This window comes from Streptomyces glaucescens (assembly GCF_002154375.1).
Taxonomy (GTDB): Bacteria; Actinomycetota; Actinomycetes; order Streptomycetales; family Streptomycetaceae; genus Streptomyces; species Streptomyces glaucescens.
Window position 1 is genome coordinate 23586 of the sequence record NZ_MUND01000047.1, and the last position, 10996, is coordinate 34581.

At 71.6% G+C, this 10996-nt stretch carries 10 protein-coding genes and 1 pseudogene; 7 read left to right on the plus strand and 4 right to left on the minus strand.

What is annotated here, in order from left to right; translation table 11 throughout:
• Nucleotides 1-63: 63 nt before the first annotated feature.
• From CCN42_RS03795 to CCN42_RS03815, 5 genes are all read left to right on the plus strand, one after another.
• Nucleotides 64-750, plus strand: a complete 687-nt coding sequence (locus CCN42_RS03795) for a maleylpyruvate isomerase family mycothiol-dependent enzyme (RefSeq protein ID WP_086733055.1) — start codon at nt 64-66, stop codon at nt 748-750.
• A gap of 51 nt (nt 751-801) precedes the next feature.
• A complete protein-coding gene (locus CCN42_RS03800) occupies nt 802-1458 on the plus strand; it encodes an MBL fold metallo-hydrolase (RefSeq protein ID WP_086733056.1) in 657 nt (218 codons plus the stop codon).
• A 316-nt stretch (nt 1459-1774) separates the two neighbouring features.
• Nucleotides 1775-2656, plus strand: coding sequence for an ABC transporter substrate-binding protein (locus CCN42_RS03805; protein WP_086733057.1), 882 nt, complete (start codon nt 1775-1777; stop codon nt 2654-2656).
• Nucleotides 2653-3534 (plus strand): amino acid ABC transporter permease, encoded by an 882-nt coding sequence (locus CCN42_RS03810; RefSeq protein ID WP_086733058.1) that lies wholly within the window; start codon nt 2653-2655, stop codon nt 3532-3534. The genes CCN42_RS03805 and CCN42_RS03810 overlap by 4 nt, the downstream gene beginning before the upstream one ends.
• Complete coding sequence (locus CCN42_RS03815) at nt 3531-4292, plus strand: amino acid ABC transporter ATP-binding protein (RefSeq protein WP_086733059.1); 762 nt, start codon at nt 3531-3533, stop codon at nt 4290-4292. Before CCN42_RS03810 ends, CCN42_RS03815 begins: the two co-directional genes overlap by 4 nt.
• A 31-nt stretch (nt 4293-4323) precedes the next feature.
• Here CCN42_RS03815 and aroQ read toward each other — a convergent pair whose 3' ends face one another.
• Entirely contained in the window at nt 4324-4797 is a 474-nt protein-coding gene (gene aroQ / locus CCN42_RS03820; RefSeq protein ID WP_086733060.1) for a type II 3-dehydroquinate dehydratase, read from the minus strand.
• Between the two features lie 98 nt (nt 4798-4895).
• Between aroQ and CCN42_RS03825 the strand changes: the two genes are divergently transcribed.
• Together CCN42_RS03825 and CCN42_RS03830 are read left to right on the plus strand one after the other, a co-directional pair.
• Nucleotides 4896-5939: a S66 family peptidase gene (locus tag CCN42_RS03825; protein ID WP_086733061.1), complete on the plus strand. Its 1044-nt coding sequence runs from the start codon at nt 4896-4898 to the stop codon at nt 5937-5939.
• Nucleotides 5940-6033: 94 nt separating this feature from the next.
• On the plus strand, nt 6034-7311 hold the full coding sequence (locus CCN42_RS03830) for an MFS transporter (RefSeq protein ID WP_086733062.1): 1278 nt from the start codon (nt 6034-6036) through the stop codon (nt 7309-7311).
• 107 nt (nt 7312-7418) lie between these two features.
• Here CCN42_RS03830 and CCN42_RS03835 read toward each other — a convergent pair whose 3' ends face one another.
• The 3 genes and pseudogenes from CCN42_RS03835 to CCN42_RS03845 all read right to left on the minus strand — a co-directional run.
• Nucleotides 7419-8519, minus strand: a complete 1101-nt coding sequence (locus CCN42_RS03835; RefSeq protein WP_086733064.1) for a calcium:cation antiporter — start codon at nt 8517-8519, stop codon at nt 7419-7421.
• 339 nt (nt 8520-8858) lie between these two features.
• Nucleotides 8859-9851, minus strand: a complete 993-nt coding sequence (locus CCN42_RS03840; RefSeq protein ID WP_086733063.1) for a TerC family protein — start codon at nt 9849-9851, stop codon at nt 8859-8861.
• A 262-nt stretch (nt 9852-10113) separates the two neighbouring features.
• Nucleotides 10114-10996 (minus strand): annotated as a pseudogene (locus CCN42_RS03845) (TerD family protein); the annotation flags it as partial.

Below are 10996 nucleotides of genomic sequence, written 5' to 3' on the forward strand. Positions count from 1 at the left end.
TTCGATTAACGGTCCTGGTCCGCCGCCTTCACCCGAAGGAGTGGCGGGGCTAAGGTCGGCCCCATGATTGATCACGCGCGTGACCTGGCGTCTGTACAGGAGGCGACCGAGCGGCTGCTGAGCGCAGCCGCCGAGCTGGACAACGCGGACGTGACGGAACCGTCACGGCTGCCGGGCTGGAGCCGCGGCCATGTCCTCGCCCATCTCGCCCGCAACGCGGACGCCCTCGTGAATGTCCTGGAGGGGCGTCCGATGTACGTCTCCGCCGAGGCCCGCGACGCCGACATCGAGCGGGACGCCCCCCGCCCCCTCGACGAGCAGCTCGCCGACGTCCGCGCGAGCGCGGGACGGTTCCGGGAGGCGGGGGCGGCGCCCGCCGACTGGTCGCGGACCGTGGAGCTGCGCAACGGCGTCACCGACTCCGCGTCCCGGGTGCCGTTCCGGCGGTGGGTCGAGGTCGAGCTGCACCACGTGGATCTGGGCGTCGGGTACGAGCTGGAGGACCTGCCGACGGAGTTCACCGAGCGGGAGATCGACTTCCTCGCCGACCGCTTCACCGGGCACCCGGACGTGCCGCCGACCCTGCTGACGGACGGCACGCGCGCGTGGCGCACCGGCCGGGAGGCGGACGCCCCCGAGGTCACCGTGCGGGGCTCCCGGGCCGATCTGCTGGGCTGGCTGGCCGGCCGCCGCGACGGCTCGGCGCTCGCCGCGGAGGGCGGGCCGCTGCCCTCCCTGCCCCCGCTGTGACCCTGGCCGACGACCTGCTCGGGGCGGGCCCGCCGCCCTAGACTGGCGGCCATGACGTACAGCGGACAGGTGACGGTCGGCGGCCCGGCGGACGTGCACGAGCTCAAGGACCTGATGATCACGAAGATCGCGGTCGGCCCGATGGACAACAACGCCTATCTGCTGCGTTGCCGGGCCACCGACGAGCAGGTGCTGATCGACGCGGCCAACGAGGCGCAGACCCTGCTCGGCATGATCGGTGACGACGGCATCGCCTCCGTCGTCACCACGCACCGGCACGGGGACCACTGGCAGGCGCTCGCCGAGGTCGTCGCGGCCACCGGGGCCCGTACGTACGCGGGCCGGGACGACGCCGAGGGCATCCCCGTGCCGACCGATGTCCTGGTCGACGACGGGGATGTCATCCGGGTGGGGCGCGTGGAGCTGACCGCGCGCCACCTCGTGGGTCACACGCCCGGGTCGATCGCCCTCGTCTACGACGATCCGCACGGCCATCCCCACGTGTTCACGGGTGACTGCCTTTTCCCGGGCGGTGTGGGCAACACCCACAAGGATCCGAAGGCGTTCGCCAGCCTGATCCACGATGTGGAGACCAAGATCTTCGCCGTCCTCCCGGACGAGACCTGGGTCTATCCGGGGCACGGCGACGACACCACGCTGGGCGCGGAGCGTCCGCACCTGCCGGAGTGGCACAAGCGGGGGTGGTGAACACCACCTGGTGAACGCGGGAGTCCGGGCAGGGAGCGCACGAATCGACTCGCGCCCCGTGTGAACCGACTGCACGCTCCGGCGCCCCGCGCGCGCTCCCGGCGCACGGATTTGCGCGGTCCACTGGAGACAGCCCCGCGCGGGACGACGGCTTCCGCGCGGCACGGGCCGCCGGTCCCTTCCTCCAGCCCTCGGCCGGCGGCCCAAGGCCCGCCCCGGCAGGCCCTGTTCACACGAACGCAACGCCCGTTCCCACCATGCGGACACTCACTGGCGTGACCTCGACAAACACGGGCCGCGCTGTCAATCTCCCGCCATGCGATCCGTCCTTCGCGCGCCCCGCCGCGCCGTCGCCGCCGTCACCGTCGCCCTGCTCGCCGCCGTCGCCTGTGCCCCGCAACCGGAGGAGGAAGCGGCCGTCGGACCGTCCGCAACCCCGGGGGTCAACTGCGCCGAGGGCGAGTTGGCGACGAAGACCCCCGGCAAGCTCACCATCGCCACCGACGAGCCCGCGTACGAGCCCTGGTTCGAGAACGACGATCCGGCGACCGGCGAGGGCTTCGAGTCGGCGGTGGCGTACGCCGTCGCCGGGCGGCTCGGTTACGGCAAGAACACCGTGGTCTGGCAGCGCGTGCCCTTCAACAAGGCGTTCGCGCCCGGCGAGAAGACCTTCGACTTCGACATCAACCAGGTCTCGATCAGCGACGAGCGCAGGAAGGCGGTGGACTTCTCCGCCGGTTACTACGACGTGCGCCAGGCCGTCATCGCGCTGAAGGGCTCCGAGGCGGCGAAGGCGAAGACCGTCGCGGACCTCAAGGACGTCAAGCTGGGCGCCCAGGTCGGCACCACCAGCCTGGACTACATCGACGACGTGGTGCGGCCCGAGCGGGCTGCGGCCGTGTACGCCAAGAACGACCAGGCGAAATCGGCGCTGCGGAACGGGCAGGTCGACGCCATCGTCACCGACCTGCCCACCGCCTTCTACATCACCGCGGCCGAGGTCACGGACGCCGAGATCGTCGGCCAGTTCGAGAACCGGGGCTCCGCGCGGGAGCAGTTCGGGCTCGTGCTCGACAAGGGCAGCGCGCTCACCGGCTGCGTCACGGACGCGGTGAACGCCCTGCGGAAGGACGGCACCCTGGCGAGGCTGGAGCAGCGGTGGCTGTCCGACGCCGTCGACGCCCCGGTGCTGAAGTGACCGTCGCGAAGGAGGCGCGGGGCGACGAGGACCCGTACGTCCCGTCGGAGCGGCGGCTGGAGCGGGAGCGGTACAAGCGCGCCCGCGCGCGCCGCGCCACCGCCGTCGCGGCGCTGTCGACCCTGGTCACCGGCGTCGTGCTGTACCTGGTCGTGGTGGGCGCGCCCGGCTGGCCGCGCACCAGGGAGACCTTCTTCGACCGGGGCTACGCGCGTGAGGCCTTTCCGAAGGTCCTCGAAGGGCTCTGGCTGAACGTCCGGCTGCTGCTGGTGTGCGGGGCCGCCGTGCTGGTCCTCGGCATGCTCATCGCCGTCGCGCGGACCCTGCGCGGCCCGGTGTTCTTCCCGCTGCGGGTGCTGGCCGCCGCGTACACGGACTTCTTCCGCGGGCTGCCGCTGATCATCAACCTGATGATCGTGGTTTTGGGCGTCCCGGCGCTGCGTCTCCAGGGCGTGACCGTCGATCCGGTGCTGCTGGGCGGGACCGCGCTGACGCTGACCTACTCGGCGTACGTCGCGGAGGTGTTCCGGGCGGGCATCGAGTCCGTCCATCCCTCGCAGCGCGCCGCGGCCCGCTCGCTCGGCCTGACCAGCCGGCAGGCGCTGCGGCACGTGGTGCTGCCGCAGGCGGTGCGCCGCCAGGTGCCGCCGCTGCTGAACGACCTGGTGTCGCTCCAGAAGGACACCGGCCTGGTGTCGATCGGCGGCGCGGTGGACGCCGTCCGCGCGGCGGACATCATCGCCGGCCGCAGTCTGAACTACACGCCGTACATCGTCGCGGGCCTGGTCTTCGTGGCGCTGACCATTCCGATGACCCGCCTCACGGACTGGGTGACGGCCCGGATGGACCGCCGGCGGGCCCAGGGAGGAACCACATGAGCGAGGCCCCCGGCGCCCCGGTGCTGCGGATGGAGTCCGTCCGCAAGACCTTCGGCGGCTCGGCCGTGCTGCGGGACGTCTGCCTGGAGGTCGCTCCGCACACGGTGACGGCGCTGATCGGCGCCTCCGGCTCCGGGAAGTCGACTCTGCTGCGGTGCGCGAATCTGCTGGAGGAGATCGACGACGGGGCGATCTGGCTGGACGGCGAGGAGATCACCGACCCTCGCGCGGACCAGGACGCGGTACGGCGCCGGATCGGCGTGGTCTTCCAGGCGTACAACCTCTTCCCGCACATGACGGTGCTGGAGAACATCACCCTGGCCCCGCGCCGGGTGCACGGCGTGCCCCGCGCGCAGGCCGAGGAACGGGCCCGGGAGCTGCTGGAGCGGCTGGGGCTGGGCGACAAGGCCGGCGCGTACCCGGACCGGCTCAGCGGCGGTCAGCAGCAGCGGGTGGCCATCGTGCGCGCCCTGGCCGTACGGCCCCGGCTGCTGCTGCTCGACGAGATCACCGCGGCGCTCGATCCGGAGTTGGTGGGTGAGGTCCTGGCCGTCGTCCGCGACCTCAAGGACGACGGCATGACCATGGTGCTGGCGACGCATGAGATGGGCTTCGCGCGGGAGGTCGCCGACCAGGTCTGTTTTCTGGACGGTGGGGTCGTGCTGGAGCGCGGCACCGCCGAGCAGGTCTTCGGCGACCCGCGACAGGAGCGCACACGGCGCTTTCTGCGGCGCATCGTGGAGGCCGGGCGCCTTTAGGACCGTGCGGGACCGCGCGCGGGCGTCGGCGTCAGGCGTTCGTGCGGGTCGGTCCGAGCAGCGCGGCGATCCGCTCCACGCCGAAGGCGTAGCCCTGGATCCCGCATCCGGCGATGACGCCGTCGGCGCGCAGGGACACGTAGGAGGTGTGCCGGAACGACTCCCGCTTGTGGATGTTGGAGATGTGGACCTCGACCACCGGCATGCCGTCACAGGTGTTCAGCGCGTCGAGGAGGGCGATGGAGGTGTGCGTGTAGGCGCCGGGGTTGATGACGATCCCGCAGTGGTTCTCCCGCGCCTCGTGGATCCAGTCGATCAGCTCGCCCTCGTGGTTGGACTGGCGCAGGTCCACCGTGCCGCCGTGCGCGGCCGCCGCCCCGGCGCACAGCGCCTCGACGTCGGCGAGCGTCTCGGAGCCGTAGATCTCCGGCTGGCGCTGCCCGAGGAGGTTCAGGTTGGGGCCGTTGAGAATCATGATCGGGGCGTTGGCCAGGGTGCGGGGCACTGTTCCTCCGGTCCGGTCGGGGGCGGTCCGGCGGGACCGCTGCTCGCCCCCGGTTTATCACGGTGCGCGCACGGGACGGCCGGCCCTACCCTCCCGTCATGATCACACCCGCGTACCCTCCCAAGCCCTCCCCCGGTGACCGCATAGCCGTCATCTCGCCGGCCAGCGGCCTGCCCGGCCTCTTCCCGCTCCCCTACGAGCTGGGCCTGCAACGCCTGCGCGAGGTGTACGGCCTCGAACCGGTCGAGTACCCGGCGACGCGGAAGACGGGCGCGACGCCGAGGGAGCGGGCCGACGACATCCACGCCGCCTTCGCCGATCCGGACGTCAAGGCGGTGATCGCCACCATCGGCGGCGACGACCAGATCACCGTGCTGCCGCTGCTGGACCGGGAGTTGATCCGCGCCCATCCCAAGCCGTTCATCGGAATGAGCGACAACACCAATCTGCTGGCCTTCCTGCGCAACACCGGCATCGTCGGATACCACGGCGCGAGCGTGATGGTCGAGCTGGGCCGCCCCGGCGCCATGAACCCGCAGACCGCCGACTCGCTGCGCGCGGCCCTGTTCACCTCCGGTCCGTACGAGCTGCGCCCCGCCGACCGCTGGAACGACGTGGACCGGGACTGGGCCGATCCCGCCACCTTCGACGAGGAACCGCCCAGCCGGCCCGGCACCGGCTGGACCTGGGTGAACGACGACCGGGTGGCGGAGGGCCGCGGCTGGGGCGGCAACCTGGAGATCCTCGGCTGGCTGCTGATGGCCGACCGCGAGATCGCCGACCCTGCGCAGTACGACGGCGACGTGCTGTTCCTGGAGACCTCGGAGGAACTGCCGAGCGCCGCGGAGGTCTTCCGCACCCTGCGCAACATGGGCGAGCGCGGCCTGCTGCGGCGCTTCTCCGCGCTGCTGATGGCCCGGGCGAAGACCTGGTCCTTCGAGCACCCCAACAGCCCGGAGGAGGCGGCCCGTTACGCCGCCGATCAGCGGGAGGCCGTCCTGAGTGCCATGCGCATGTATGCCCCCGACACCCCCATCGTCTTCGACGTGGACTTCGGGCACACCGATCCGCAGGTGGTGATTCCGTACGGCGGCACCGTGCGCGTCGACGGTCCGGCCCGGCGCATCACGGTCACATACTGACGCGACCGGCCACCCCCATGCGCCCCCGTAACCCGGTGTCACCGTGGGTAGTTGACGCGGCATGCAAGACGTACGCACCGTAAGGACGCCCTCCATGCTGCGGCTCGCGACCGCCGCCCTGGCCGGCACGGCCATCGAGTTCTACGACTTCTTCGTCTACGGGACCGCAGCGGCGCTGGTCCTCGGCCCCCTGTTCTTCCCCACCGTCTCGCCGCTGGCGGGCACTCTTGCCGCGTTCGCCACGTTCGGGGTGGGCTTCGTGGCCCGCCCGCTCGGCTCGGTGCTCTTCGGGCACCTCGGGGACCGGCACGGGCGTCGGCCGGTCCTCGTCGCCTCGCTGCTGCTGACGGGTGCCTCGACGGTCGCGGTCGGCTGCCTGCCGACGTACGGCGCGATCGGGACGGCCGCTCCGCTCCTCCTCGTCGTCCTGCGCTTCCTGCAAGGGCTGGGCCTCGGCGGGGAGTGGGGCGGGGCCGTACTGCTGACCGTCGAGCACGCGCCCGCCGAGCGGCGCGCCCTGTGGTCGAGCTTCCCGCAGGTCGGGCCCGCGGTGGGCTTCCTGCTCGCCAACGGCTCCATGCTGACCCTGTCGGCCACCCTGTCCGAGGCGGAGTTCGCCCAGTGGGGCTGGCGGGTGCCGTTCTGGGTGGCAGGGGTGCTGGCCGTGGTGGGGCTGTGGCTGCGCTCGTCACTCGCCGAGAGCCCCCGCTTCCTGGAGATCGAGGAGCCCGCGCGCGTGCCGATCGCCGAGGTCGTGCGCGACCACTGGCGGCTGGTCCTGCTCACCGCCGGCGCGCTCGCCGCCGGCTACGCGATCTTCTACGCCGTGACCACCTGGTCCCTCTCCTACGCCACCGAGCGGCTGGAGGTCGGCCGCAGCGTCATGCTGGCCTGCGTGATGGCCGCCGTGGTGATCAAGGGCGCGCTCACTCCGGTCGCGGCGGTGCTCGGCGACCGGTACGGGCGCCGGCCGATGTGCCTCGCCGGCTCTACGGCCGCCGCCCTGTGGATGTTCCCGATGGTCGCACTGCTCGCCACCGGCGCGCCGCTGCTGATGTTTCTCGGCTTCCTCGGCGCGATGCTCGCGTTCATCACGGTGTTCGCGGTGATCGCCGCCTACCTGCCCGAACTGTACGAGCCCCGCGTGCGCTGCACCGGCGCCGCCGTCGGCTACAACCTGGGCGGCGTGCTCGGCGGCGCGCTCACCCCGATCGCGGCGACCGCGCTGGCCGAGCAGGGCGGACGGGTGCCCTGGGGTGTCGGGGCCTATCTGACCGGGATCGCGCTGCTCAGCCTCGGGTGCTTCGCACTGCTGCCGGAGACCCGTCCGGCACCGGCTGCCGTGCCGAAGCCGGCGCCGGTCATGGACTGACGGTGCCGGTCAGGAGTGACGGTGCCGGTCAGGAATGACGGTGCCGGTCAGGGACTGACGGCAGCGGTCATGGGCTGACCCTGCCGATGAGGGACGGACGGTGCCGGTCAGGGGTTGACCGCCAATTCCAGATACGCCGCGAACAGCACCAGGTGCACGCCGCCCTGGAGCGGGGTGGCGCGGCCCGGTACGACCGTCAGCGAGGCCACGACCACGGTCAGGGCGAGCAGCACCATGTGCGTGGAGCCGAGTCCGAGGACCAGCGGCCCCGACAGCCAGACGGAGGCCAGGGCGACGGCGGGAATGGTCAGGCCGATGCTGGCCATGGCGGAGCCGAGGGCCAGGTTGAGACTGGTCTGCACCCGGTCGCGGCGGGCGGAGCGCAGGGCGGCGATGGTCTCGGGGAGCAGCACCAGCAGGGCGATGATGACGCCGACCACTGCGTGCGGCAGCCCCGCCGCCGCCACGCCGGACTCGATGGTCGGCGACACGCCCTTGGCCAGTCCCACCACGGCGACCAGGGCGAGGCCGAGCAGGACCAGGCTGATCCGGGCGGTGCGCGCGGTCGGCACGTCCGCGTGGTGGTCCTCGCTCATCACCTCGCCCTGCCGGGTGATGGGCAGGAAGTAGTCCCGGTGCCTGACCGTCTGGGTCGCGACGAACAGGCCGTAGAGGACGAGCGAGGAGAGCGCGGCGAAGGTGAGCTGCACCCCGGAGAACTCCGGGCCCGGCTTGCTGGTGGTGAACGTCGGCAGGACCAGGCTGAGGGTGGCCAGGGTGGCGACCGTGGCGAGCGCGGCGCCGGTGCCCTCGGGGTTGAAGACCGCCGTGCCGTGGCGCAGGGAGCCGACCAGGAGACTGAGGCCGACGATGCCGTTGCAGGTGATCATCACGGCGGCGAACACGGTGTCCCGGGCCAGGGTGGAACTCTTGTCGCCGCCGTCGGCCATCAGGGTGACGATCAGGGCGACCTCGATGATGGTCACGGCGACGGCGAGGACCAGCGAGCCGAAGGGCTCGCCCACCCGGTGGGCGACCACCTCGGCGTGGTGCACGGCGGCGAGCACCGCTCCGGCCAGCACCACGGTCACCACCGCGACGACCGGGCCGGGCAGATCACGTCCCCAGGTGAAGATCAGCAGGATCACCCCGAGCACCGGCACGAGGGACGTCCACCGGTTCGTGAGCGACCTGAGCCGAGCGATCATGTGGCGATCGTCGCAGACGGACCGTGGCTTCGCATTCCGGTCCCCGGGCCGTTCGGCGGTCCCGCTCCCGCTGGTCAGGTGGTCCTTCCGGCCGGTGGCCACATCTCCTCCTCGCGTTGGTGCTCGTCGCTCGGTCTCGGTGTCGCTCCGGGTCGTTCGCTCTCCTCACGGGGTCGTCTCGCGGGGTCGCCCGGTGGGGTCGCCCGGTGGGGTGGCTTCGCGGGGGCCGTCGGTGAGTGCCTCGGCACCCGGTGGGCACAACGCGGCACCGGGAGCGGCGCTCGGCGAGACGCCGCGGGCCGCTCCCGGTGCCGGGTGCAGGGTGGGGGGACGACGGGGTCAGACGTCGATGCTGTCCTTGCCGACCCGCGTATCCGCCGCCTCCGCCTCGGCCTGCTTCTTGGAGGCCATCAGGCTGGTGATCGTGGTGACGATCAGGACGGCGCAGATCACACCGAGGGAGACCGGGATGCTGATCTCCGGGACGTGCACTCCGGACTCGTGCAGGGCGTGCAGCACCAGCTTGACGCCGATGAAGCCCAGGATGACCGACAGGCCGTACGACAGGTGGACCAGCTTCTTCAGCAGACCGCCGATGAGGAAGTACAGCTGCCGCAGACCCATCAGGGCGAAGGCGTTCGCCGTGAAGACGATGTACGGGTCCTGCGTGAGACCGAAGATCGCGGGGATGGAGTCCAGGGCGAACAGCACGTCGGTGGTGCCGATGGCGAGCATCACGACCAGCATCGGGGTCATGACCCGCTTGCCGTTCTCCTGGATCCACAGCTTGGTGCCGTGGTACCGGTCGGCCACGCCGAAGCGGCGCTCGGCGGCCTTCAGCAGCTTGTTCTCCTCGTACTCCTCGTCCTCCTGGTCGGCCCGGGCCTCCTGGATGAGCTTCCAGGCGGTCCAGATCAGGAAGGCGCCGAAGAGGTAGAACACCCACGAGAAGCTGGCGAGGATCGCGGCGCCGGCGGCGATGAAGATCGCGCGCAGCACCAGGGCGATGAGGACGCCGACGAGCAGCACCCGCTGCTGGTACTGCGACGGAACCGCGAACTTCGCCATGATGAGGACGAAGACGAACAGGTTGTCGACGCTCAGCGACTTCTCGGTGATGAAGCCGGCGAAGAACTCTCCGGCCGGCTGGCCGCCGCCGAAGACGAGCAGGCCGAGGCCGAACAGTCCGGCCAGGACGATCCAGACGACGGTCCAGATCCCGGCTTCCTTGATGGATACGTCATGGGGCTTGCGGCCGATGAAGAAATCGACCGCGATCAGGGCGGCGAGGCCCACGACCGTAAGAACCCACAGGGTCACGGAAACTTCCACTGCGCCTCCGGCAGTACGTAGCGGCGAACAGATGAGTCAGCGTCGTCGCGCTGCCGGAGGTCTCTTCCACCCAACGATGGGCCGACGCCCCGGGATCCGGCCGGATCCGTATTGACGGGTACGCCGCAGCAGTCAGGGAGTACTCCCCTCCGTGCGGATAAGACTACCCAATCACCAAGGAGAGGTAAAGTGATTGGTAAAGGAAGGGCCAAACCCGCTGGTCAGTGCGCTTTACCGATGCTTGGCCCGACGGGGGTGACGGTCACCGACGCCAGGCGCGGCGCGCGGCCGCCACCTCGGTGAGCACCTGCTGGAGCACCTGGCTCCCCGGCGGCACGAGCGACGGCTCGTACGTCCAGGCGTGCCCGACCCACGGGTCGGCGAGGTGGTCGTCCGGCACCGGCGTCAGGCGCAGCAGCGAACGCCACAGCGGGTCGAGCAGCGGGCCGTAGCCCGCGGCGTCCTCCCGGTCGGCGACCATCATCAGATGGACGCCGACGGCGGGGCCCTCGTCCGCGAGGTAGCGCAGCTGGGTGACGGCCCGGTCGTCGAAGCCGTGCGGGAAGTCGTTGACCACCAGCAGGTGCTGGGAGGTGTCGAGGTCCGGCGGCAGCGCGTCGGCGGCCCCGCCGCGCACCGCCATCTGCACCAGGTCGACGCGCTGGGTGAGCTTGGCGAGGACCTCCGCCACCCCGGCGGCGCCCAGCGCGGGCGGCGCCTGGGCGCCCGTGCCGGCGGGATCGATGACGTACACGGTGTACTCGCCCGCCGGGTGGACGGCGAGCAGCCGGGCCGCGTGCGCCACCGCCGTCCCCATCGCCAGCCGGCGCATGTCGTGGGCGTCGGTGAACGCACCGCCGGACGAGCCCGTCCGCCCGCTGTCGATCCACAGTCCGCGCTCCAGCGGCAGCCTGACCAGCAGGGGAATACGCAACTGGGGGCACTCGGACAGATGCAGGTCGCCGAGGCGCAGGGCCATCGGCAGCTCCATCGGCACCCGGTAGCCGTGCCAGACGGGGTTGTCCCAGCGGGCGTACGCCGGGGGCAGGGCGGGCTCGACGACACCGGCCTCGGCGGTGAGCTGGGCGACGTCCCGGTCGAGGGCCTGGCGGGCCTGGTCGACGAGCTGGGCGTGCTTGGCGCGG

Excerpts from the sequence above, each read along its gene's own strand:
- CCN42_RS03815 (WP_086733059.1), top strand. The coding sequence starts at position 3,531 with ATGAGCGAGGCCCCCGGCGCCCCGGTGCTGCGGATGGAGTCCGTCCGC.
- CCN42_RS03795 (WP_086733055.1), top strand. The coding sequence starts at position 64 with ATGATTGATCACGCGCGTGACCTGGCGTCTGTACAGGAGGCGACCGAG.
- CCN42_RS03805 (WP_086733057.1), top strand. The coding sequence starts at position 1,775 with ATGCGATCCGTCCTTCGCGCGCCCCGCCGCGCCGTCGCCGCCGTCACC.
- CCN42_RS03830 (WP_086733062.1), top strand. The coding sequence starts at position 6,034 with ATGCTGCGGCTCGCGACCGCCGCCCTGGCCGGCACGGCCATCGAGTTC.
- CCN42_RS03800 (WP_086733056.1), top strand. The coding sequence starts at position 802 with ATGACGTACAGCGGACAGGTGACGGTCGGCGGCCCGGCGGACGTGCAC.
- CCN42_RS03835 (WP_086733064.1), bottom strand. The coding sequence starts at position 8,519 with ATGATCGCTCGGCTCAGGTCGCTCACGAACCGGTGGACGTCCCTCGTG.
- CCN42_RS03825 (WP_086733061.1), top strand. The coding sequence starts at position 4,896 with ATGATCACACCCGCGTACCCTCCCAAGCCCTCCCCCGGTGACCGCATA.